This is a genomic window from Nostoc sp. 'Peltigera membranacea cyanobiont' 232, from assembly GCF_002245985.1.
In the GTDB taxonomy this organism is placed as follows: domain Bacteria; phylum Cyanobacteriota; class Cyanobacteriia; order Cyanobacteriales; family Nostocaceae; genus Nostoc.
In genome coordinates this window covers 1-23,807 of record NZ_NOLK01000001.1, presented here as the reverse complement: position 1 = coordinate 23,807, position 23,807 = coordinate 1, and the positions used below count along the sequence as shown (strand labels likewise).

Here is a 23,807-nt window from a genome sequence, read left to right as displayed (position 1 = left end):
ACTGACATCAGTCGATTTTTTGGGAAATGAGACTGGCGTTTTTGGTTATACTATCCCAAACAATCCAGCTAAGAGAATTATCTAAATCATCGGGGCTATTTGAAACTTTAAAATATAGCTTTTCTTCGCGCTTTCTTTCAATAGCAAAGTCGGCATTTTGAGCATAAACGACTATAAAACCTTTTTCTCGCAAACAATACATCGCCCAGGCTTTCAATGATTGCTTGTATGGTTCGTGTGGAATTGGGGGTTTTGCGATCGCGTCTTCAATTACTTTAAATATTTGTGTGAGTTTTGCAGTCATAGTAGAAATTTTTGTTATTACTCCTAAGTTAACTAGCTTCTGGATCGCAACGAATTTCAATCATAAAGCCATCTGGATCGTAAAAATACACTCCTCTACCAGTAGGACGCGTAACTGGGCCGTATGCGATCGCTATTTTATTTTCCCCGATCACTGCCACCGCGCGATCGAATAACTGCGGATCGATATCAAAAGCCAGATGGTAGGCTCTGGTGAATGTCTTCTCTGGATTGGGATCTGGTGGTGATAATTCTGGTTCCCCAAATAAATCCAGTATCATCCCATCTGGGGTGATGAAGTTGGCTACTTTCCCTGATGCAACAAGTTCCACTAGGGTTGCGGGTACTTCGTCGCCTGTGAGTTCGTGCAAACCCAAGATTCCACCATAGAAGTAGCGGGAAGCTTGCATATCCTGGACATTAAGGGCAATATGATGTACTTTACGCAGATTTCCTGGCGCAAGGACACTGTTCACAGATTGGGTTCTAGATAGCATGTTAGAACAAAATCTCAATACTTTAGATAGAAGCTGAACTTTGGATTTAAAGTTTACTATTCCTAATAAAAATCTATCATGCCATTTGATTATTCTTTAGACTTTAAAACGCAACAGCTTGGGCTGTCCCCTTGAGATGGATTATTGTATAAATTTGTTTCTGCCCTTGGTTGAATTGAGGAATCGTAGAAAACCGATTTAATGTTGTGATTCCGTCAGTTACAATTTTTACTTCGTTGCTATATCCCAGGTTTATATGGGGTATAAGCAAGCTAAATGTGGTGGAGCCAGTATCTACAGTCTTTTTAATAGTCACAGTCACTTGCGTACCAATTTCCGTTTCGACACTACGGATCTCATCTCCCTGAAAGTTTAATGTCTGTTTCCGATCTTGATAGCTGAAAAGAGGCTTACCAGTAATACTTGATGTTGAGTAATTAATACTGACTTTATCGCCTTTGAAATTATACCCTATTAAATTATACAAGTTCGGTGTTTTTTCTTCTAAGGCATGAGATTTTAATACAGGTATTGCTACTAAAGCTATACCTAATGTGAATGATGCAATTAAGTTTCTTGTTTGCATATCTCAAAAAGTTATTACTAGTTTGATGGAGATGCCTGTCCTAATGGGATGACAATTAGGAGTCAAACCAATCGTAGAGGTAGATATTCCAAAATACTTGTCAAATGGAACACATTGCAATGGTTATTAATATAGTTAGGGACTTCCAAAAAATAAAATATACAGTAGGGTGTGTTAGGCGAAAGCCGTAACGCACCGAGATATCTGGCGGTGCGTTACGCTGTCGCTAACGCACCCTACAAAATTGGATATTTTTTTAATTAGAAGTCCCTTACCAAAATTCGTAACAGTGCGTAAAGTTACATCTATCTTGAAAATATGAAATAAGTGGTACAGTACAGAATTAAGACATTTTTATACCATTGCTCCAGCTAGTGCTAGTAAGTTTATTGCAAATAGGTAAACTTGAAAACCGACTATTACGGCATGAGGGAAATAAAGCTACCATTAAAAATGGTAAAAAAGGCGAGAATTTAAGTCTTTTGACTTCCACAAGCTATTACTAAGGTTTTGTTTTGTCAAAACAGAATTCAGGAGTCAAAATGAATTCTGTATGGCTGGCGGATAGCACTGGGATAGCGAGTCCCCTACTAATTGATTCTGGATTCTTCTTCAAAATTAGAAATTTGCATTTGGCATTGCTTATGAAGCTCCGCTCATATATATTTATAGGTTTTTTTCTCAGTCTGCTCCTAAGTCTTGTGCCGTTTTCGGGCAATTTCACCAATGCTGCAACACCGACAGCGATCGCACCTGCATCTGTTGTCTCATTCACCCAAGGGGTACAAAAAACGGTATTGGACAACGGCTTAACAGTGCTAACCAAAGAAGTCCATACCGCTCCAGTGGTCAGCGTGCAAGTTTGGTATAAAGTTGGTTCGCGTAACGAGGTTAAGGGAGAAAATGGCCTTTCTCACCAGCTAGAACATCTGATGTTCAAGGGTACAACTGACCGTCCAGTGCAGTTTGGCAGGTTGTTTAGTGCCTTGGGTAGCCAGTTTAATGCTTTTACAAGTTATGACGAAACAGCTTATTTTGGCACAGTGCAACGAGACAGACTCGAAGCATTGTTGACACTGGAAGCCGATCGGATGGAAAACTCTTTAATTGGAACTGAGCAACTAAAGAGTGAAAAGCGGGTGGTAATCTCTGAGTTACAGGGATACGAAAATTCACCAGGCTACCGTTTGGATCGGGCAGTGATGCGAGATGCTTTTCCTACCAGAGCTTATGGCTTATCTGTGGGAGGCACAAAAGCTGATGTAGAAAAATTCACGGTGGAACAGGTGCGGAATTATTACCAAACCTATTACAGCCCAGACAATGCCACATTGGTAATTACAGGAGATTTTGCTACAGAACCTGTACTCAAAGTTGTTAAAGAAACTTATGGGAAGTTGGCAAAACGAGGAAACGCAGAAAAGAGAACACGGGCAAACGTCGCTCCATCTTCTCCAGTTGCCCCTACTACTAAAAAAGCACCCATTGTTTTGAAACAACCTGGAAGTGCGGCACTACTGCAAGCTGTGTATCCTTTACCAGATATCAAGCATCCTGATGTGCCGGCAATTGATGTGATGGATGCCATTCTCACAGGTGGACGTAGCTCTAGGCTTTATCAAGCTTTGGTAGAATCTGGACTCGCTAGTTCAGTAAGTGGTGGTGCTGCCGAACTCATTGAACCAGGTTGGTATGACATTAGTGCTACGGCGGCTCCGGGTCAAGAGTTAGGTAAAATTGCCCAGGTGCTTCAAGAGTCTTTAGGAAAGTTGCAACAGCAGCCAGTGACCACAGAAGAATTGAACCGGGCGAAGACGCAACTGCAAGCCTCGTATATCTTGGGTAATCAAGATATCACAAGTCAAGCTACCCAACTGGCGTATAACCAAACGATCGCAGGTGATTATCGTTTTATTGAAAAGTATCTGGCTGCGATCGCTAAAGTCACCCCAGCCCAAGTACAGCAAGTTGCCAAAACTTATCTAAATCCGGCTAAACAAACCATCGGCTTCTTTGAGCCAACTCAACCAGATGGGAAACCAGGGACTTCTACTGGTGGTTCTGGGCGCACGGTGGAAAATTTCAGTCCCGGTAAACCTGTAGATCCGGCAGAACTGGCTAAATATCTTCCACCTGCCACATCAACTACAGATTCGGCCAAACAATCACTACCAGAAGAGTTTACCTTAAATAATGGTTTGCGGGTTCTGTTGTTAGGCGATCGCAGCCTCCCCACCATTAACCTAAGTGGACAAATTAACGCTGGTACTGAATTTGACGGCAATCAAAAAGCTGGATTAGCGAATCTGACTGCGGCTAACTTGATGAATGGGACAAAGACTAAAAATGCTCTTACCCTAGCAAAAACCTTAGAAGATCGGGGAGCCGGTTTGAACTTCAGTACCAGCCGCGAGGGAGTTAACGTTAGCGCTGAGGGACTTTCTGCGAACCTGCCGATATTGATTCAAACTCTGGCAGATGTGTTACAAAATGCCACTTTCCCTGCCGAACAGTTAGAACTGAGTCGCCAACGGGCACTGACAAGTCTCAAAGTCCAGCTAGATGACCCCAGAGGACTGGGAAGACAAGTATTCCAGCAGGCAATTTACCCTGAAAATCATCCATTCCATAGCTTTCCCACCTTCGATAGCTTAAAGAGCATTACTCGTGATGATTTGCTTGGCTTCTACCAGACACACTACCGACCAGATGGCACGACGATCGCAATAGTTGGAGACTTCGATCCAGTTAAGGTAAAAACTTTACTGAATCAGGCGTTTGACAAATGGCAAGTCACAGGTAAGCCACCTATGCTAAAAATATCATCCGTGCCATTCCCACAAACTTCGACACGTTTAAACAAAGTAATTCCTGGTAAAGCAGAGGCAGTTACCTACATCGGCTACAACGGCATTTCTCGGAAAGACTCGCGTTATTATGCAGCAGTGATACTGAATCAGATTTTGGGTGGTGATACCTTATCGAGCCGTTTGGGTACAGAAGTGCGCGATCGCCTCGGTCTAACCTACGGTATCTATAGTGCTTTTGCTGCCGGAATCAATCCCGGCCCGTTCTTGATTCAGATGCAGACTGCTCCTGGAGATACCCAAAAAGCGATCGCCAGTACTCTCGGTTTACTTAAACAGTTGCGCGAGCAAGGAGTAACTGAAGCTGAATTGAATACGGCAAAACGCTCAATTACTAATAGCTACCCTGTGGATTTAGCTAATCCCAGTGATGTATCAAGCATCATTTTGGATAATTCTGTCTTGGGACTTTCGCGAGCGGAAATCCGAGACTTTCCCCAGCAGATTCAAGCAGTCACTATGGCTCAGATACAAAAGGTAATTGAGGATTTAATTAAGCCAGAAAATCTAGTAATTGTCACCGCAGGGCCTGGAGATGCCGCACCCAAGGGTGGTTAATTACCTCAGCTAATTTTTAGATTTTGGATTTGGGATTTTTCCTTCAATCCAAAATCTAAAATTAAAAGTTTAATGACTCTTCCTATATCTTGTTTTGCCAATTTTATTTTTCTTCTTTCTTTTCTTCCATATTAGTTATCTTTGTATTTTGCATCAAGATATAATTTTCCTGACTTTGTTGTTCTTCTTTCTTTTCTTGCACAACTTGAGTGGCATATATTTCCACATCTCGTTGAATAATATCTTCTACATGACCTGCAAAAACATAAAACGCCTGTTCGTGAGTTGTATAATTCCGATAAGGGCCTGTTAACTGCGAGAATTGCCACCCTTGGGTTTTCAAAGATTCAACTGTCCGGCGATAGTGTCGCCAACGTTCTCCATAATGAAAAAACTCTTCAATGGCAGCACTAATAGCAACTACTTGACTCAAACCAAAAGTTGACCAGATAATGACATTCTTGACTCTATCGTTAAATGGTTGAGTAGTGGTAATGTTTAGACTGACCAATGCCGGGAGAATTACACCACCAACAATAGTTGTTATCCGCAATAAATAATGGCGATCGCGCGATAAAATTGCCTTACCTTCCATCCAGAGTACTTGGTCTAACCAGCGCGATCGCAAAAAATGTCTTTGCCCATCGCCTAAGTTCATCCCTTCAAATAACTTGTTAAAATCTGCCTTTAAAAATTCTTGATAACTATTTTCTTTTGCCATTATTTACTCCTAATTAGAAAGCAAATCTTTAATTATTTTGCCTAGATTTTCAACTCCCTTCTCTATATCGATTAAGTTGACGTATTGTAATATACCAGATTTAGCTAACTTTTTGGCTCGTTCATCAGTAGCCTCTCCACGCAAGGCATCTGCAAGGATATCTGCGGTTCTACCACTACCAGCGATCGCAACAACTAACCTTCCAGTATTAATGCTAGAAAACGCATCCTCAAAGGTAATCTCACCACCATTTAAAAGTATAGTCAGCGAAGGTGCGTTATTAGCTAGCACAGTTGCAACGTCAGATATCCAAGGAGACTCGTCGCCCCAATTATCGCCAGGAACCAGTACAAAATGAGTATGGTTTGGCTCTAATAATGTCAAATCAGCAGCAGGTTCTTTTTGATTAGGTAAAGCCACTTTGTTTTTGGGTGCTACACCAATCAAAGCAAACTTACCACCTATCTGGGTACGAGCCTCACCCATTAGTTGCATGACTCCCACATTCGTACCTCCATCCACAACATAAGCCCCCAAATTTTCGGCGATCGGGGCTAAAACTTCCGTAAATAAACGTTGAATGCGGAGAAGGTCGGCTTCACTGATGTTACTTGCACCTCCCACCACTACTAAAACAGAACGCGAACCACCAAGCCCTATTTGCTTAAGTGCATCTGGTAATTCGGCTTGTCGATCGGCTCGAATCGCTAATGCTGTTTGTCCACTGTCAAAGGTAAGTTCCAAACAATTTTTCATTTGTCAAAAATCCTGACTGGTTAAGTTTTCCAGGGTAGAACTTCGCAGTCATGTTCCGCAAGGGTTGTATTACGCACAGTAAATTACCGAAGCGTTCAGCTTTTTATCCGACAGAAGAGCGATGTCTCCGACGGGCTACGCCTACGCAAGCAGCTTTATTTAGCGCAGCTTCAAAAAGCAACGTTATTATAATTAATGCATTAATCAAGCTTGCGCCTAATAATAAATAAGTTGGCACAAAAAAACCTCTAGAATACGGAGACGATTAATCGCCTCTGTAGAACTGTTAGGTGCTGCGCCTAAACAAAATCAGCCGTTGTACAAATTTCCATAAGGATAATTGAAGTGACTAAGACTAACTCAGACTTTCTTTCCTCCACCGATCCAGCGATCGCGGAGTTAATCAACGACGAACTACAGCGTCAGCGAGATCACTTAGAGTTGATTGCTAGTGAAAACTTTACCTCTGCGGCGGTACTGGCGGCTCAAGGTACAGTATTAACAAATAAATATGCCGAGGGATTACCTGGTAAACGCTACTATGGCGGTTGTGAGTTTATCGACAAAATCGAGCAACTAGCGATCGATCGCGCCAAACAGATATTTGGTGCTGCTCATGCGAATGTCCAACCCCATTCTGGCGCACAAGCCAATTTTGCCGTGTTCCTGTCGTTACTGCAACCAGGGGACAAAATTATGGGGATGGATTTGTCTCATGGTGGACACCTCACCCACGGTTCACCTGTAAATTTCTCAGGTAAGTGGTTTCAAGTTAGCCACTACGGTGTTAGTCAACAAACAGAACAACTTGACTACGATCGAATTCGAGAGCTGGCGCTGAGGGAGCGTCCTAAGCTCTTAATTTGTGGTTATTCAGCTTATCCCCGGATAATTGATTTTGAAAAGTTCCGTAGTATTGCGGATGAAATCGGCGCTTACTTACTTGCCGATATTGCTCATATCGCTGGTTTAGTTGCTAGTGGTCTTCATCCCGATCCCATTCCTCATTGTCATGTAGTCACAACAACTACCCATAAGACTCTCCGCGGCCCTAGAGGTGGTTTAATTTTGACCAGCGACGCAGAACTAGGTAAAAAGCTAGATAAATCAGTTTTTCCTGGCAGTCAGGGCGGGCCATTGGAACACGTCATTGCTGGCAAAGCAGTGGCTTTTGGAGAAGCCCTAAAGCCTGAGTTTAAAACCTATTCTGCCCAAGTGATTGAAAACGCTCGTGCTTTGGCAGAACAACTACAAAATCGGGGTTTAAAATTAGTGTCAAATGGCACTGATAACCATTTAATCCTCGTGGATTTACGTTCTGTCAATCTAACTGGCAAGCAAGCGGATCGGCTAGTCAGTACTGTGAATATTACTGCTAACAAAAATACTATTCCCTTCGATCCGCAATCACCATTTGTTACCAGTGGTTTGAGGTTAGGTTCGCCAGCAATGACCACGCGGGGCTTGGGAGTAGCAGAATTTACCGAGATTGCAAATATTATTAGCGATCGCCTGCTTTCTCCAGATTCCGACGTAGTAACCCAAGATTGTCGGCAACGGGTAGCAGCATTGTGCGATCGCTTCCCCCTATATCCTCACCTGGAAATTCCTGTACCCGCGCTAGCCTGACATGATAGTTAGGAGTTAAGAATGATGAGTTAGGAGTGATGAGTTTTAAATTTTTAATTCCTAACTTCTACTAGCCTTAGCCTGAGATGATAATTAGGAGTTAAGAGTGATGAATTTTAAGTTTTGAACTCCTAACTTCTAACTCCCAACTCCTAACTCCTAACTTTTAATTATTCCTTCCAATGAGTGCAGAAATTATTTGTGTTGGTACTGAACTGCTGTTAGGAGATATCCTCAACGGCAATGCTCAATTTTTGGCGCAACAATTAGCGCAGCTAGGTATTCCCCACTACTATCAAACAGTGGTTGGAGATAATCCAGAACGGTTGAAGCAAGTTATAGAAATTGCTATTTCTAGAGCGCAAATTCTTATTTTCACTGGTGGACTCGGCCCGACACCAGATGACCTCACCTGCGAAACCATCGCCGATTTTTTTAAAGTTCCCTTGGTAGAACGTTCTGACATCATCGAAGACATAACCCAGAAATTCGCCCAACGCGATCGGGTTATGTCACCAAGTAACCGCAAACAGGCTTTGATTCCCCAAGGTGCAGAAATTCTCCCCAACCCCACTGGAACAGCACCCGGTATCATTTGGCAACCCCGTCCTGAAATCACGATTTTTACCTTTCCTGGTGTTCCCAGTGAAATGTACCCGATGTGGGAAGAAACAGCCGTCCCATTTCTTAAAAGTCAAGGTTGGGGTAAAGACATTATTTACAGCCGGAGTTTAAAGTTTTGGGGGATTGGTGAATCTGCTTTGGCGGAAAAAGTTGCTTCCTATTTGAAGTTACCAAATCCCACAGTAGCCCCTTATGCAGGTAAGGGGGAAGTAAGATTGCGAGTTTCTGCTAAAGCAACTTCAGAAGCAGCCGCAGAAGAACTAATTGCGCCCATTGAGAAACAACTTAAAGAAATTGCCGGACTAGATTTTTACGGCGTTAATAATGATACTCCTGCTTCCGTAGTCGGTCAGTTGTTGCGGGCATCAAAAGAAACGCTTTCAGTGGCAGAATCTTGCACTGGTGGCGGTTTAGGGCAAATGTTGACTGAGATTTCTGGAAGTTCTGATTACTTTTGGGGTGGAGTAATTTCTTATGACAATTCGGTGAAGGTTGGACTGCTGGGGGTTAACCAGGAAGATTTAGATAAATTTGGGGCGGTAAGTGCGATCGTCGCAGAGCAAATGGCAATTGGGGTAAAAACGCGCCTTGGAACAACTTGGGGATTGAGTATCACTGGTATTGCTGGCCCAACTGGAGGAACAGATACCAAGCCGGTGGGTTTAGTTTATGTTGGTTTAGCTGGGCCAAAGGATGAAGTGACAAGTTTTGAGTATCAATTTGGTACAGTGCGAGGTCGGGCTTTAATTCGTCATGTGAGTGCGAATGCAGCGTTGGATAATCTGCGCCGGAAGTTGTTGACGAGGTAGGATATATGTTAGCTTGTCATACGATTGTATGACAAGAGAGCATAACTATGCGATTGAACCTCACACGACTCAAAGTCGCGTGATTCCTGCTTCAACGATCTCTGCCTGAAAAGATTCAGGACTTACAAGTATTGTAGGGTGTGTTAGAACGAAGTTCGTAACGCACCATTCTCAAGGATTTAGTGCGTTACGCTGTTGATAACACAACGCCAGTGACGCTACGCACAGTCGCTACCCCTCAAGTCGGGAAACCCACCCACACGACTTGCTCGCCTACGTATCTTTTCAGAAATCAAACCGGATTCCTATCTCTCTTTCGGCTTCCCACTTTGCTACTGGCTGAATGATACAGTATGAGCGTTGCTAGAAACTGATGACTATGAGCGGTGAGATTGGCGAAAAACTGAAGGAAGCTAGTACTGGCTTGTTAATGATGAGCGAGTCGGATTACCCTTTCGAGGTTGTTCAGTGGGAAGGTGCTGCACCTGCAACACAGGAGAAGATATTACAGCTAACAGGCTCTCAAGACTTGCCAGTAGAAGTAGTAGACTTAGATTATCTCTTTCGTAATTGTGCATTTGAGCAAGAGTGGCACAATGAATTACAGAAAAAAGATGTTAAAAAATTTCAAACACTTGTCCAAACGCTTAAAGATAATCTTAGTAACATCAGCGTTTATCGTGTTGGACAAATAAATATTGACGCTTATATCATAGGAGAAACTAAAGACGGTGACTTAGCTGGAGTAGTAACAAAACTGGTTGAAACCTAGTAAGCGCATTGAGAATTTATTGAAAATAAAAGCCTAGTCATCTATGCCACTAGGCTTTCTCATTTTTTAAATTATCCAACTTATAAATTATCGACTCGTGCTTCTATTACAGACTGAATAGATGTTGAAACTTGTGAGAGAAAATTGTATCCAGTTAGGGATTCTAATGAGTCAACGCTAACCCGATAGTTTCTCCAATTCGCTGTTCGTACCCCTTGGGTGTTGGGAATATTGACAGCAATGACTCTCGTGCTGGTTGTCACTCCAGCAAGACCAGAACCTGGAGTATCTAATACAACAATAATTTTCCAGGTTCTGTTAGGCACTTGAACCTTTCCATTAGCTATTGTATAGAACGTTCCATTAGAACCAGTACCGCCCATTCCATATCCACCGGAAATGATATAGAGTTCTTTACCCTGTCCTACTAAAGTTCTGGCATAATCCTCTAGGTTTGCCCAAATTCCCTGATTGTTATCTGGGGCTTGAGCAATCATATTGCTCATTAAAAAGGTGGCAGAATTATTTGTAACACTATTAGTCCGATCGGCACTAGGTGTCATGTGACCGCGATCGAACCCACTTCCACTAAAATCGGTAGATTGAACTTGATAACACCCAGAAGGAAGTGTTGTATCAGCCCGAAAAGTATCTTGTCTTGGTGTACTACCTAACCAACTACTATTCAACTGCCAAGACACCCAATTTGGTCTACCGATTCCGCAGTTGTAACCAATTACATATTGTGGTTTTACCAACAAATAGTTATTTTGGCTAGAAGTTCCAGCATTGCTAGGGTTGCCAAGAGTTAGGTGAACGCTTACTGATGACTGGGCTGGTACAATCTGTGCCAGCCCAATTATAAATAAAACCACCGTCACAAATGGCAGTAGAAACTTGAAAATCTTGGTTTTTTTCACGTTTTTGTACTTTTGATTACAAAAGCAGTGTCCAAGTTCTTCGTTTCAATATCAAGCATTCAGTGATACAAAAATAAAGATTTTTTAATGTAAGTCTGTTGTGACAGAATACCAGAAATCTTTATTTAGCAAGAGTTACGAATCAAAAATCTACTTTTTTGATGCGCGATGGCTTGAAATTTTACATCTCTACACCAAGATTCAAACATCTTATCCAACTTACCTTAGCAATTAACTTTGGTGCGATCGCCTAGGTGCAAAAATCTTTTCTCTATGTCGTAAAATTTTTACTGTAAAAAACAAATTTTTTATTTCAAGCATGAATGAATCACAAACTTGGTATATTGTCAAACATTCTGCTGGTAATTGCAAAATCGTCCCCAGCGATAAAGTTGCGGACGATAATCTAGAGATTCTAGAAAGTATAGAACAGTGGGGGCCTTTTACTTCAGAAGGAGAAGCGATCGCTCGGCGTGTCGGACTTATTAGGGCTGGAAAGTGCCAACCAGTTTAAGGTAGGAGTAGAGACGCGATTAATCGTGTCTCTACTCCTACATTTATTCTTAACTTTTCATTTTTCTGCTGTGGCTGTGCCGTTAGCAGCAATCTTTTTACCTATTACTTCCACTGCTTTAGCGAATTGTGGGTCTGCTAGGGTAGCGAGTTTGTCGCGCCCATGCAGCCATAATTCCTGCATCTGCTCTTTGGTCAACTCTACCTTCACATCTGGATTAATACCTTTATGATTAATATCTGTACCGTTGGGGGTATAGTAATGAGCAATTGTTACCGCCAATCCTGAGCCATCTTCCAAGGGACGTACCGATTGTACTAGTCCCTTACCAAAGGTTTGAGTTCCAACCAAAGTAGCACGCTTGTTATCCTTCAAAGCCCCTGAAAGGATTTCGCTCGCACTGGCTGAACCTTTATCTACCAGCACCACCAAAGGTTTATTCGTCAAGGCGCGTCCATTTGCCTCTTCTTTTTCTGCCTCTCCTTGGCGTTCAACGGTAGAAACAATCTTACCTTTATTTATCCACATTCGGGCAATATCTACACTGGAGAACAGTAAGCCACCCGGATTACCACGGAGATCCAGAATATATCCAGCTACCTTTTTACTTTCTAAATCCTTGATAGCAATTTGCATTTCTTTACCAGCATTAGCGCTGAACTGGTTCAAGCGAATGTAGCCAAGATTACCTGCTGGAGTTGACTTTTGGGAATATTTAACTGGATGAATTTCAATCCGCGCCCGTTTGATATTAAATTCTTTCGTCTGACCGTCGCGCTGAATTGTTAGGCTGACTTGCGTTCCTGCTTCACCTCGAATTAGGGATACTGCTTGATTCGTATCCATCCCCTTGGTACTTTTGTCGTTGATTTTGAGGATGACATCTTTTGCCAAAACACCAGCTTTAAATGCTGGTGTATCTTCGATTGGCGCAATTACAACCAGTTGCTTGGTTTTTTCATCCTGACTAATCGTGATCCCGATCCCTGTAAGTTCTCCAGAGGTATCCACTTGCATACTCTTAAATTCCTCTGGATCCATAAATCGGGTGTATGGATCTTGTAGCTTTTTCAGCATTTCCCGAATGGACTTATATGCTTCCTGCTGATTACTGTAAGACTTGCTTAAATACTCCTTACGAACAGCCTGCCAATCTACCTGATTAAAAGTACCGTCTACATATTGGCGTTGAACAATTTGCCAAACTTCATCTACTAATTCTTTGGGACTTGCTTTAAATAAAGCCTGACCTCGCGAGTGAATGCCAAGGCTAGTAACTGCGATCGTGGAGAGTGTCACTGCCGTAGCACCCAAAACAAGCCTACTTTTTGTAATCACCATAATGACAGCTGCGTCAGAGGGAAAATATATAGTCAGTATGCTCAATCTAACACAGGCTACTACTGTACAGACCGAGTATGCATTCTTAATTTAAACAAAATACTTGACAATCTGGCGACATTAGTTGTTAATCAACACAAAAGTTTTAAGAATTGGGGATTGGGGAAGGTGGGGCCCCCTCTAGGGATAAGGGGTAATGGGGATTGGGTATTAATTTAGTTATTCTTTCTCTCCCTGCCCCCTGCTCCCCTTAAGGTTCTACCCAGCGTTCATCTGCCTTAATGAGGTTAATTAATTCCTCCACACCTCTGTCTTCTGGGACTTTTTTAATTTCTTCTCGACCACGATACAAGGAAATGTAACCAGGTGTTTTGCCAACATAACCATAGTCGGCATCTGCCATTTCACCGGGGCCGTTGACAATACAACCCATAACTGCGATGTCCAACCCAGTTAGATGTTTAGTGGCTTCCCGGACTTTGTGCAGCACTTCTTCTAGGTTAAACAAAGTGCGTCCACAAGAAGGACAAGCGACGTATTCCACCATCGTTTTTCGCAATCCCAAAGCTTGAAGAATGCTGTAGCAGACGGGAATCTCTTTTTCTGGTGCTTCTGTTAGTGAGACGCGAATTGTATCGCCAATGCCATCAGCAAGTAAGGTAGCAATACCAGCCGTAGATTTAATTCGCCCGTATTCGCCATCACCGGCTTCGGTAACGCCTAAATGTAGCGGATAATCCATACCTAGTTCATCCATTCGCTTGGCGATAAGGCGATAGGCGGCTAGCATCACAGGTACTCGTGAAGCTTTCATCGAAATTACCAAGTTGCGGAAATCCAAGGATTCACAGATGCGAATGAATTCTATGGCAGATTCCACCATGCCTTCTGGGGTGTCACCGTAGGTAAATAGCATCCTCTCGGCGAGGGAACCGTGATTTACCCCAATTCGCATTGATTTACCTTGATCTCGCAAAGAAACTACTAGAGGTTCTAGAGTTTCGCGGATTTTTTCGCCAATTTCGTCAAATTCTGATTTAGTATACTCGGTTCGATTGACGTTGGGCTTTTCAAAGACATACAACCCTGGATTAATCCGCACTTTTTCGATGTGCTTGGAGACTTCCAGGGCGATTTTTAGCCCATTATGATGGACATCAGCCACAACTGGCACGTCTTGGTAAGTTTTTATTAATTTTTGTTTAATTTCTGCTAAAGCTTTAGCATGAGCCATACTCGGCACTGTGACGCGGACAATTTCGCAGCCAATTTCGTGCAGACGACGAATACCAGCCACGGAACCATCAATATCAAGGGTGTCTTCGTTAATCATTGACTGCACTACAACGGGATAGCCACCGCCAATGGTGACATTTCCTACCTTTACAGGACGGGTTTTACGCCGCTTGATAGTTGTATCAAAGGTGGCTTGACTGGGTGTGATGCTTGAAGTGTTTACTGTGGGCAGAGTTTGCATAACCTGATTAGGTAAATTTGCTGTAGCTCAAATATCAGATTTAATAAATCTCTGTTTCCCAGATTGCCACAGGTGGTGGCTCTTTGGGTGATTAGATAGAAAAAAATCAGACAATAACACAGGACAACAGATAAAGAGCGATCGCTGAGTTATACATATTATCAGCAATGCCAATGATTTTATGAACCAACGGTCAATACCTGTTATTCATTCAACAGTCAGATATGATATGCAGCGTCAAGATGAGGTGATGGCTTCCTTTAGGACTTAGATTGGTGTCCCAAGAGTTCGTAGAATATATCGAGCAATTTGGATTTACTTTTTGATATTCCCGAAGCGGTTTTTTGTATATTTTTCATCTAATTTCAGCTTTATCATCATTTTGTACTTTTTCAACCTCCTGGAACTCACATTAAATTCATGAAAATTTAGGTAATCATGCTATAGCTGCGGTCAAACCTAAGTTGTCATGATGTATTTAATCAGTATTTAAGCAAATTGAATTGCATATTAAGCTCTGCTGAATCATGCTCAAACCAGATGAAGGCGCTCAGTATGAAGTATGTGATTGCCCATTCATGGACTTATCTAGATAAGTCCATGAATGGGCAATTAAATTTTAATTAATACTTTTTGATTCTGTAGTTAGTTCACTTTTTAGTAAGTGGACAAGGCGTTTAATTTATAAGTAATAGGCACGATATTACTTTGCTTGTATTGGAATTTAAACCAATATGATTTTTGTGTAAAGCATTTAAAACATCTTCCAAACGCAACATCTTTACATCCAGGACTAGTTACTTTTTCAGAGAGAGATTATGTTTACTTTCAATATTTGGAACCAATTTAACTATGTTTGACAATCCTGAACTTCGCATCGATTCCTCTCTCGCCCAATTGAATAATGCATCAAGCTCTCTAGATAATAATTCGCTAAATTCTTTACAACCCGATGGGAAAGGATTTGGTTCACAGAAACTTTTGAGCTTGGCAGGTGAGACTCTCATCCACGCATGGCAGAACCAAACTAACCCAACCCTAGCCATAGTTTATGCTGCTGGGAGTATTTTTAAGAGTAACTTTGCTGCTAATGCTCACATTGCCTTTGGAGAAGCCTTTAATGTTAACAAAGCAGAAGCATTAGGTGCTGATATCTTGAGTGGAAACTATGGTGTCTTGCCAGATGTACAATTTCTCTCTAATACTCAGATGAATGGTGCTTTCGGTGCATACGCCAAAAGTAACAACACAATCTACCTTAACAGTGCTTTTCTGACGCAGAATTCAGCTAACCCAACTGCTATAGGCAAAGTTCTCGTTGAAGAGTCAGGACACTTCCTAGATGTTTACGCTAGTCCTGTTGACTCCCCCGGCGATGAAGGTGAGATGTTAGCGGATTTGATTTTAGGTGATCAACTAAGCGCAGATCAGATTACTAGGATTCGTGCTGAAGATGATTCAGCAACCATTGTTGTTAATGGACAAAAATTGGGAGTTGAACAGTCAAGCCCAGTACCCACAATTACCATCAGCGCCACAGATGCAAATGCTGGAGAAACTTTAGCTGGACAACCTACAAACCCCGGTCAATTTACCCTGACACGCACAGGAAGTATTGCTTCAGCACTGACAGTGAATTACACAATGGGGGGGACAGCAATTAATGGTACAGATTACAACAAATTAACCAATAGTGTATCCTTTGCGGCTGGCTCTTCCACAGCATTAATTAATATTAATCCCATTGATGATGGAGAATTTGAGGGAAATGAGACAGTTATTCTCACCTTGGCAACTGCTACAAATTACAACTTGGGTACGGTTAAAACTGCCACAGTCAACATCGCAGACAACGATAAACTAAGAAGCGACTCTAGTAGTATTGCAGCGCAGGGTGTAGTGTCTCAGATTGTTGACCCTAAATCTGGATTACAGGTACAAGGAGTTGGTGACTTCAACGGGGATGGTAAGGCTGACATTCTGTGGAAAGATAGCCAGGGAAAAACAGCAATTTGGTTGATGGATGGGCTAAAAATTCTTAACCAAGCATATTCACAGTCTGTTGATCCTAAATCTGGATTCCAGGTACAAGGAATTGGTGACTTCAATGGTGATGGTAAGGCTGACGTTCTATGGAAAGATAGCCAGGGAAAAACAGCAATTTGGTTGATGGATGGTCTGAAAATTGCCAACCAAGCATATTCACAGTCCATTGACCCCAAATCTGGCTTTGAAGTCAAGGGGATTGGGGACTTTAATGGGGATGGTAAAGATGATGTCTTATGGCGAGACAATCAGGGTAACAATGCTGTTTGGTTGATGGATGGGCTAAAAATTGCCAAACAGGGTTTTACCCAATTTGTTGACCCCAAATCGGGCTATGAGATTAAGGGTGTTGGTGACTTTAATGGTGATGGTAAAGCTGATGTCTTATGGCGAGACCAGGTAGGTAACAATACCATTTGGTTCATGGATGATGGGTTCAAAGTCTCCCCAGAGCGACAAGGTACAACCCAGTTTGTTGATCCACTCTTGGGATGGCAAGTGAAAGGGGTTGGTGATTTTAACGGCGATGGTAAGGCTGATATTTTCTGGCAAGACAATTTTGGTCAAACTGCAATTTGGCAAATGGACGGGCTGAAGGTAGCATCTCAGTCATGGTCTCAGGCAGTTGAGCCAGCATTGGGTTGGCAGTTTAGCGGAATCGGTGATTTTAACAATGATGGAGCGGCAGATATCCTCTGGCGAAATAAGGATGGTAACACCGATGAATGGTTGATGAAAGGTTTGCCAAAACCTCAAGAGACTAGCAATAGTAGTATTGAGTGGAGTACAACAGTTTTTCGTTGGAAATCTGGACTAGGAAAGCCGCCTGCTGATTTCTGGGAAGGAGGTATGTCTAACCATAATGCTGTTGGGCAAATCAATCTCGGTTCTAATATCCGAAGTGATGGCAAGCAAGGGATTAAGTTCGATATCGGAAATGGTTCACTAAAGAATGGTACTCAATTACCATCCGATTATTTTGTACTTCGCTCATATACTACTGCTAATTTTGATGGTGGTGAGTACACCTTCCGCGTTAAGGGTGATGATGGTTTCCAAATTTTGGCAAAACGCCAAGACAACGGTCAATGGACTTGGATTACTCCAGAAAAACAATGGCAGGAATCTTACAATGGGTTCGCTGAGTATAAAGTAAAATTGGATGCTGGGCGCTATGACCTTCACTTCCACTACTTCGATGTTGACCAAGGTGCTAATCTTGACCTGTCTTGGGAAAAGGTTCAGCAGTCATCATCTGGTTCCTATGATCGCCAAGCAGCAGCAGACTATGCACGCAAGTGGGCAAATGGGAGAAATCCCGCCTACAAAGATTTTTCCAATGTGGGTGGAAACTGCGCTAATTTTGTTTCACAGTGCTTAATTCAAGGTCATGAATTACCTACAATCCATATTGGGGCAGACGAACTCAAAAATTATCTAGTAGGGCAGCATTTGGCTAGAGAAGTTAGCTCAATCAATGACATTCAGGTAGGAGACGTTATTGCCTACTCATGGGATGGCGGACCAAGTATGGATCACGTTGCACTATATCTAGGTAATGGAAAAGTTGGAAGCAATACCACAGATGGAATTTGTGATTGGCGGATGGGGGTTGGGAGTTCAGTCGCCCCCAATGGAAAATGTGTGTTGCTACATATTATTGACGGTGATCAAAAAGACAGCTTAACGACTGGCTCTAACAACTCGATCAAGTATAACGCCAGTGTAATTCCATCAACTTGGAGCAACGCAGCAAGTCCTTATATTCCAACATTAATTGAAGCATTCGCAAGTCAAGGGATTACGAGTGTCAAAGCATTAGCATACGCTGCTTCAACTATTTGTTTTGAATCCAGTTGGAATCCTCAAGCTGAAAATACAACAGATAGGTATGCTGGAACTTCTTGGTCAGGTAAAGGGCTAGCTCAAATTACAACTCCTGGAAACTACAGTCAGATATCAAAATTAACAGGAATCGACTTTGTAGGACATCCTGAGTATATGTTCGACCCAAGAAATTCTTTGATTGCCAAGGCAGCCTTTTACAAAATGACCGACATGATTTCTTATATTGAGAGAGGAGATTATGAAAGTGCCGCAGGGATATACAACGCAGGAGATGCAGGCTATCGTTCTTCATATACGCGCAATGTTGCAAATGCAGTTAGTCAGTGGTTAGGTGTTTTCGCCGCTTAAACATTTTGTTGGGCAATCACAACTGAAAAATAAATGTGATAGCTTTTCTCTTGATTCAAGATTTGGCTTTCCTATTGTGAATGGTAGAGAGCGATCGCCTTTGTAACTACCCAGAGTGCGATCGCTTTTCTCTTGTTGCCTTTGTGACTACCCAGAGTACGATCGCTTTTTTATTGTGAATGATAGAGAGCGATCGCTTTGTTATCACTCCAACAAATTAAATCCTTTGTCGGCTCTCAACTTTCTGTCAAATGTTGCTGTTGTCGTACAACCAGATTGTTGAGCGATCGCCCCAATCAAATAGTCAGAAAAATCTGCGCTTCCCTGCTTAAAACGCTGCAATGCTTGATAAACTACAGAGGGATTTTCTAACTCAAAAACTGCACATTGCAACATCATCTCTATAGTCTTACTGATTTCTAGCCTACTAAATTCATAAGGCTTACCGCGCAAAACCCAAACTAATTCACACAGAACTATATTCGCAACAAAACACGGCTCTCCCCCTTCGATAATCTCAACAGCTTGCTCCCATTGTTGCTCATCATCTTTTGTCAGGTAGCGCACTAAAATATTCGTATCAACTCCAATCACTTGAACCTTCTCTAATTGCTGTTTCCATTTCCTCTAAAGTTGCGCTTTTCATCCCTAGACGATATAAGCTCCCTGATAAGCTTTGAACAGGGATATTCAAGGGAATAAGTGTAACTATCCCATTTTCATCAATCACAAAATCAACCTTGCTACCTGTGTCTAAATTGAGGTAATCTCTAATTTCTTTAGGGATAGTTACTTGTCCTTTTGTTGTGATGGTTGCACTAGCCATTACTCAAAATCCTTACATTTACTCCTTACTTAATTATACAGTCGATTGTCAATCAAGCGTCTACGCTTTTTTGAGGTTGTGGATGAAAGAGCGATCGCCTTTGTAACTACCCAGAGTGCGATCGCTTTCCCATTCTCATACACGATCAACTGCGTAAGCCTTTCTCACTACTCACAGTGCGATCGCAATTTCTTACTTGAGTTAGCAAGACTTCAATAACCATCATCTTATAATAGAGTCAACCAGCATAAAGCGGAATTTATGAATGCCAAACAGAAAATAATTGAAGAGATAGAAAATGTACCAGAAGAAATTGTATGCGAGGTTCTGGACTTTTTACTTTTTTTGAAAGCCAAAGAAGATAAAGAAGATTTAGAAGATGCAAAAGCTGCATTAAAAGAAGCAGAAGAGGTTGGTACGATTTCTTTGGGTGAACTCAAAAGGGAATTAGGTTTGTGAGTTACGAAGTAGAAATTGCTCCGGCTGCAAAAAGACAGATAAAAAAATTACCCTATGATGTTCAACAAAAAGTGGTTGCTAAATTGGAACAACTTGCTTTTGAGCCTCGTCATGATGGTGTGAAAAAATTAGAAGGTTCTGATAATTTATATAGAGTCAGATTGGGAAAATATCGAATTATTTACGAAATACAAGATGGTTTCTTATTAGTCACGGTGGTCAAAGTAAAGCATCGTAGTGATGTTTATAGATTGTGAACAACTAAAAATCGAGAGCATCCCAAATGTGCAAAAACGCCTTACCGCTTTCGCATTCTCATACATTATGCAAGTGCGTTGGCGCAGCCCGCCACAGGCATCGCCTTTGTAACTACCCAGAGTGCGATCGCTTTTTTATTGTGAATGGTAGAGAGCGATCGCTTTTGTAACTACCCAGAGTGCGATCGCTTTAACCAGACTAAGTTGCGTTGCTCCTAGATTTACAGACACCAGATACTATCCGCTTTGACTATATCTCCGTATTTATGCGAGAAAACATATTGACCAGATTCTAAACCAGTGGCATATTCCTCTAGCCAGTTCTGAAAACTTGAAGCGACGAGTTTTCTCTTGCCGTCATCGTGCCACATCTGAATAATTTGTCCAACCTTGCCACCTTTAGCAGGAGCTAAGTCTAGACAATCATGATCGCCAGCACCGGCATAGGTTAGTGGTATCCATAACGGACTCCACCAATCTGTACAAATCCCTATTCCTGGTTCTGACTGACTTTCACAATCATCGAAATTACCTCCATCTAGAAGTTCCTTCCAAACTTGCCATTCATCTTGAATACGTTCAAGAGATAGAAATTCTCGTCCATTAATCAGCCCATAATCGTAGCCTGATTGTCCATTATGGATACGGTAAGAACTCTTGACATCATCAGGAAACTGTATCAGCAGAGCGTCTTCTACTGCCTTTATCTGGTTCTCTGATGCTCCAGGGTTCAATGTATCAAGAACTTGTGGAGTATTAGCTTTGAGCCAGAATTCTATTCTTGTCCAAATTTCCTGCATACTTGTAGCTGCCTCGGATTAAAAATATTTTGCCTTATGGTTGGTTTACAGATGAGTGCTTAGATCGATGGTTGGCGATGTTGCGAAGTTTGGATGAGAGCGATCGCTAAATTTATGTTTTCATAATACAAATATACTATTAAGGAACGAAAATGAGGAGCGATCGCTCCTAGCACTAGCTAAATTAGACTTATCACCAAATTCTTTGACGCTCATGCTAGAAAAAACATCTACATTCCAGAAAGCAGCAGAAGCATTAGATCCAGAAGCTCAGGCTATTCTTGTAGATATTATCCAAAAGCGCCTTAAACAACAGCGACGGGATGACTTATTAAAAGAAGTCGCGCAAGCAGAGAGTGATTATGCTCAAGGTAATGTCCGGCGTGGTTCTGTTGCAGATTTGATGGCGGAGTTAGACGAGTGAAAAATTTGGTTTGGAGTCCAACTTTTGTTCGTGCTTTTAAGCGTGTAGTCAAGAAAAATCCTGAGTTACGTTCTCAAATTGAACAAGTATTACAATAAATAGCTGAAGATCCATTTCAAGTCAGTTTACGTGGTCACAAGCTAAAAAGTGATTCATTGGGTAGATACTCATGTTCAATTGATTATCGGAATCGGATTTTATTTAAATTTGTTACAAATCCTGAATCAGAAGAGGAAGAAATTTTGTTGCTAAGTTTAGGTTCCCACGATGACGTTTACTAAATTCAGCATTATTTTTGACTAAGGCAAGCTTAATAATTAGAAAATAAGTACAGATTTTAGATGAACACCCAAATAACAACCCAACTCCCCATTCCCCCGCACTTTAACCCCGATAAGGTCGGCGAAGTTTCGCGCCTACCTTACCAAGAACGTGCCGCCGAAGCTGAAATCTGGGCAAAACAACACGATATCAAACCTGCATCTGTAGATCAAACCAGCATTTGCTTACTATTAATTGATGTCCAGAACACATTCTGCATCCCCGGATTTGAATTATTTGTAGGTGGAAAATCCGGTAATGCGGCGGTGGATGATAACGTCAGGTTATGTGAGTTTATTTATCGTAACTTGGGAGTAATTACAAAAATTGTACCCACACTGGACACCCACACAGCAACGCAAATTTTCCATCCGATCTTTTGGGTGAATGCTGCGGGGGAACATCCAACTCCAGCAGCGACTAGCATCACACCAGCAGATATTCAACAAGGTATTTGGAAAGTCAACCCAGCAGTTGCTGACAGTGTTACGAATGGGGATTATGAATTATTAGAAAAACACGCTTACCATTACATTAAGCAACTTAGTCAAGACGGTAAATATCCCCTCACTGTTTGGCCTTATCATTCTATGTTGGGTGGTATCGGCCATGCTTTAGTTTCATCGGTTGAGGAAGCGATATTTTTCCACGGGATTGCGCGTCAGAGTCAGACGCAATTTGAAATTAAAGGCGAAAATCCTTTAACAGAAAACTATTCCATCTTACGTCCAGAAGTGTTAGAAGATTTTGAACAACGTCCACTTGCTCAAAAGAACACGCGCCTAATTAAACAACTTTTAGAATATGATGCAGTAATTATTGGTGGTCAAGCTAAAAGTCACTGCGTCGCTTGGACAATTGACGATTTATTAACAGAAATTAAACAGGTAGATGCTACCCTTGCCAAAAAAATCTATCTGCTAGAAGATTCCACTTCCCCCGTTGTTGTCCCCGGTGTTGTGGACTACACAGAACAGGCAGATGCAGCATTTGCAAGGTTTGCAGAGGCAGGAATGCACATCGTAAAATCTAGCGAAAATATAGCATCCTTTATTTAACGCAAAGGATCGCAAAGGTTTCGCAGAGGAACACAGAGATTTCCTTTGCGTTCCTCTGCGAAACCTTTGCGTTCCTCTGCGTTTCAAAACAAACCTCATTTCTTCAAATAACCCTTTGGATCTTCTGCTACCCAACCCAGAGATGAGCTAGAACGCACTTCAAAATGGAGATGCGGTTGAGTGGATGTTGGTTTTCCACTAGTGCCTACTGTTCCTAGTAAGTCTCCTTTTTTCACTTGTTGACCGACAGTAACTTTGATACTGTCAAGCTGGGCGTAGCGGCTTTGGAGTCCGCCACTGTGGTTAATAATGACCAACTTGCCATAAGAACCTTGATCGCTGGCAAAGGCTACGGTTCCAGGTGCGATCGCTAACACATTGCTACCAACTGGTGCTAATAAGTCAACACCGCTATGGAAGAAAACTTCACCTGTCGCAGGATTAATTTGCCACCCGTAAGCTAATCCCAGAGTTGCTACTTGTGCTAAAGGATATCCAGACAGAGATGCACGGTTTGGCGTACTGGCATCATTGAGTAAAGGGGCTTTAGTTATAACACCATTGGGCGACCAATTTACCCCCGGAACAAACACAATTCTGGGGTTTTGTTGGCAGCCATTCACCTCAAAAAGGCTATCAGCACGAACTTTGTATTGTGCTGCCACTTGTCGCCAAGTTTCACCACGAGGTACTTCAACTACAATCCCATTGTAGGGAGAAATTTGAAGCACACTACCAACGGCTGCGATTGCACCGTTCTGCAAAGCTGGATTCATGCCAATAATAGTTGTAGGAATGAGATTGTAGCGCTGCGCTATACTCTCCAAAGTTTCGCCACGGACAACTTTATGGCGTTGGAAGCGAGATAGGGCTGGAATCGGGCAACCACCTACAGCAGCATTAGCACTGTTCAAGTTTGGCAGTATGCTTACTAGGCCCAAGGCGCTAACTAAGCTACAGAGAAAAAGTTGACGAAAGGGTAAAGTCATGTATACAAGTCAATAGCGCATTAACTTTAGATTTTAGATGGAGAGTGCGAGAAGTGG

The 23,807-nt window shown here is 42.1% G+C and carries 23 protein-coding genes; 11 read left to right on the top strand and 12 right to left on the bottom strand.

What is annotated here, in order from left to right; translation table 11 throughout:
- Window positions 1-7: 7 nt before the first annotated feature.
- The 3 genes from CDG79_RS00115 to CDG79_RS00105 all read right to left on the bottom strand — a co-directional run bounded on the left by CDG79_RS00115 (window position 8) and on the right by CDG79_RS00105 (window position 1,386).
- Window positions 8-304, bottom strand: a complete 297-nt coding sequence (locus CDG79_RS00115; protein ID WP_094339598.1) for a hypothetical protein — start codon at window positions 302-304, stop codon at window positions 8-10.
- Window positions 305-332: 28 nt separating this feature from the next.
- Entirely contained in the window at window positions 333-800 is a 468-nt protein-coding gene (locus tag CDG79_RS00110; protein ID WP_094339597.1) for a VOC family protein, read from the bottom strand.
- Window positions 801-903: 103 nt separating this feature from the next.
- Window positions 904-1,386, bottom strand: coding sequence for a hypothetical protein (locus CDG79_RS00105; protein ID WP_223277959.1), 483 nt, complete (start codon window positions 1,384-1,386; stop codon window positions 904-906).
- A 644-nt stretch (window positions 1,387-2,030) separates the two neighbouring features.
- Here CDG79_RS00105 and CDG79_RS00100 point away from each other — a divergent pair.
- Complete coding sequence (locus CDG79_RS00100; RefSeq protein WP_094339737.1) at window positions 2,031-4,811, top strand: M16 family metallopeptidase; 2,781 nt, start codon at window positions 2,031-2,033, stop codon at window positions 4,809-4,811.
- Between the two features lie 103 nt (window positions 4,812-4,914).
- Here the strand turns inward: CDG79_RS00100 and CDG79_RS00095 are convergent, their stop codons facing one another.
- A complete protein-coding gene (locus CDG79_RS00095) occupies window positions 4,915-5,532 on the bottom strand; it encodes a DUF4231 domain-containing protein (RefSeq protein WP_094339596.1) in 618 nt (205 codons plus the stop codon).
- A 9-nt stretch (window positions 5,533-5,541) separates the two neighbouring features.
- A complete protein-coding gene (locus tag CDG79_RS00090; RefSeq protein WP_094339595.1) occupies window positions 5,542-6,288 on the bottom strand; it encodes a hypothetical protein in 747 nt (248 codons plus the stop codon).
- Window positions 6,289-6,633: 345 nt separating this feature from the next.
- Between CDG79_RS00090 and glyA the strand changes: the two genes are divergently transcribed.
- From glyA to CDG79_RS00075, 3 genes are all read left to right on the top strand, one after another.
- Window positions 6,634-7,917 carry a serine hydroxymethyltransferase gene (glyA, locus tag CDG79_RS00085; protein WP_094339594.1) on the top strand — a complete coding sequence of 428 codons (1,284 nt, stop codon included), beginning with the start codon at window positions 6,634-6,636 and terminating at the stop codon, window positions 7,915-7,917.
- A gap of 182 nt (window positions 7,918-8,099) precedes the next feature.
- Complete coding sequence (locus tag CDG79_RS00080) at window positions 8,100-9,350, top strand: competence/damage-inducible protein A (RefSeq protein ID WP_094339593.1); 1,251 nt, start codon at window positions 8,100-8,102, stop codon at window positions 9,348-9,350.
- A gap of 379 nt (window positions 9,351-9,729) precedes the next feature.
- On the top strand, window positions 9,730-10,122 hold the full coding sequence (locus CDG79_RS00075) for a nuclease A inhibitor family protein (protein ID WP_189524835.1): 393 nt from the start codon (window positions 9,730-9,732) through the stop codon (window positions 10,120-10,122).
- A gap of 80 nt (window positions 10,123-10,202) precedes the next feature.
- On the opposite strand, the gene CDG79_RS00070 is transcribed toward CDG79_RS00075, so the two are convergent.
- Window positions 10,203-11,042: a DNA/RNA non-specific endonuclease gene (locus CDG79_RS00070; protein WP_094339591.1), complete on the bottom strand. Its 840-nt coding sequence runs from the start codon at window positions 11,040-11,042 to the stop codon at window positions 10,203-10,205.
- Between the two features lie 319 nt (window positions 11,043-11,361).
- On the opposite strand from CDG79_RS00070, the gene CDG79_RS00065 reads away from it, so the two are divergent.
- Window positions 11,362-11,556 (top strand): DDE transposase family protein, encoded by a 195-nt coding sequence (locus CDG79_RS00065; RefSeq protein ID WP_094339590.1) that lies wholly within the window; start codon window positions 11,362-11,364, stop codon window positions 11,554-11,556.
- 57 nt (window positions 11,557-11,613) lie between these two features.
- Here CDG79_RS00065 and ctpC read toward each other — a convergent pair whose 3' ends face one another.
- Both ctpC and ispG read right to left on the bottom strand, forming a co-directional pair.
- Window positions 11,614-12,897 carry a carboxyl-terminal processing protease CtpC gene (ctpC, locus tag CDG79_RS00060; protein ID WP_094339589.1) on the bottom strand — a complete coding sequence of 428 codons (1,284 nt, stop codon included), beginning with the start codon at window positions 12,895-12,897 and terminating at the stop codon, window positions 11,614-11,616.
- 250 nt (window positions 12,898-13,147) lie between these two features.
- A complete protein-coding gene (gene ispG, locus CDG79_RS00055; protein ID WP_094339588.1) occupies window positions 13,148-14,374 on the bottom strand; it encodes a (E)-4-hydroxy-3-methylbut-2-enyl-diphosphate synthase in 1,227 nt (408 codons plus the stop codon).
- Between the two features lie 852 nt (window positions 14,375-15,226).
- Between ispG and CDG79_RS00050 the strand changes: the two genes are divergently transcribed.
- Entirely contained in the window at window positions 15,227-18,616 is a 3,390-nt protein-coding gene (locus tag CDG79_RS00050) for an FG-GAP-like repeat-containing protein (protein WP_094339587.1), read from the top strand.
- A 204-nt stretch (window positions 18,617-18,820) separates the two neighbouring features.
- Here CDG79_RS00050 and CDG79_RS00045 read toward each other — a convergent pair whose 3' ends face one another.
- Window positions 18,821-19,210 (bottom strand): PIN domain-containing protein, encoded by a 390-nt coding sequence (locus CDG79_RS00045; protein WP_094339586.1) that lies wholly within the window; start codon window positions 19,208-19,210, stop codon window positions 18,821-18,823.
- Window positions 19,197-19,442: an AbrB/MazE/SpoVT family DNA-binding domain-containing protein gene (locus CDG79_RS00040; RefSeq protein ID WP_094339585.1), complete on the bottom strand. Its 246-nt coding sequence runs from the start codon at window positions 19,440-19,442 to the stop codon at window positions 19,197-19,199. Before CDG79_RS00040 ends, CDG79_RS00045 begins: the two co-directional genes overlap by 14 nt.
- A 45-nt stretch (window positions 19,443-19,487) precedes the next feature.
- Between CDG79_RS00040 and CDG79_RS42020 the strand changes: the two genes are divergently transcribed.
- From CDG79_RS42020 to CDG79_RS00030, 3 genes are read left to right on the top strand one after another with little or no spacing between them, the layout of a single operon-like run.
- Window positions 19,488-19,661: a hypothetical protein gene (locus tag CDG79_RS42020; RefSeq protein ID WP_189524834.1), complete on the top strand. Its 174-nt coding sequence runs from the start codon at window positions 19,488-19,490 to the stop codon at window positions 19,659-19,661.
- A 42-nt stretch (window positions 19,662-19,703) separates the two neighbouring features.
- Window positions 19,704-19,901: a DUF2281 domain-containing protein gene (locus CDG79_RS00035; RefSeq protein WP_094339584.1), complete on the top strand. Its 198-nt coding sequence runs from the start codon at window positions 19,704-19,706 to the stop codon at window positions 19,899-19,901.
- The gene (locus CDG79_RS00030; RefSeq protein ID WP_094339583.1) at window positions 19,898-20,158 is read left to right on the top strand and encodes a type II toxin-antitoxin system RelE family toxin; all 261 of its coding nucleotides are present in this window, start codon (window positions 19,898-19,900) and stop codon (window positions 20,156-20,158) included. The genes CDG79_RS00035 and CDG79_RS00030 overlap by 4 nt, the downstream gene beginning before the upstream one ends.
- 221 nt (window positions 20,159-20,379) lie before the next feature.
- On the opposite strand, the gene CDG79_RS00025 is transcribed toward CDG79_RS00030, so the two are convergent.
- Window positions 20,380-20,958: an SMI1/KNR4 family protein gene (locus CDG79_RS00025; protein ID WP_094339582.1), complete on the bottom strand. Its 579-nt coding sequence runs from the start codon at window positions 20,956-20,958 to the stop codon at window positions 20,380-20,382.
- Between the two features lie 214 nt (window positions 20,959-21,172).
- On the opposite strand from CDG79_RS00025, the gene CDG79_RS00020 reads away from it, so the two are divergent.
- Both CDG79_RS00020 and CDG79_RS00010 read left to right on the top strand, forming a co-directional pair.
- Window positions 21,173-21,382, top strand: coding sequence for a hypothetical protein (locus CDG79_RS00020; protein ID WP_094339581.1), 210 nt, complete (start codon window positions 21,173-21,175; stop codon window positions 21,380-21,382).
- Window positions 21,383-21,723: 341 nt separating this feature from the next.
- The gene (locus CDG79_RS00010; RefSeq protein WP_094339580.1) at window positions 21,724-22,761 is read left to right on the top strand and encodes an isochorismatase; all 1,038 of its coding nucleotides are present in this window, start codon (window positions 21,724-21,726) and stop codon (window positions 22,759-22,761) included.
- Window positions 22,762-22,856: 95 nt separating this feature from the next.
- On the opposite strand, the gene CDG79_RS00005 is transcribed toward CDG79_RS00010, so the two are convergent.
- Entirely contained in the window at window positions 22,857-23,750 is an 894-nt protein-coding gene (locus CDG79_RS00005; protein WP_094339579.1) for a LysM peptidoglycan-binding domain-containing M23 family metallopeptidase, read from the bottom strand.
- Window positions 23,751-23,807 lie beyond the last annotated feature (57 nt).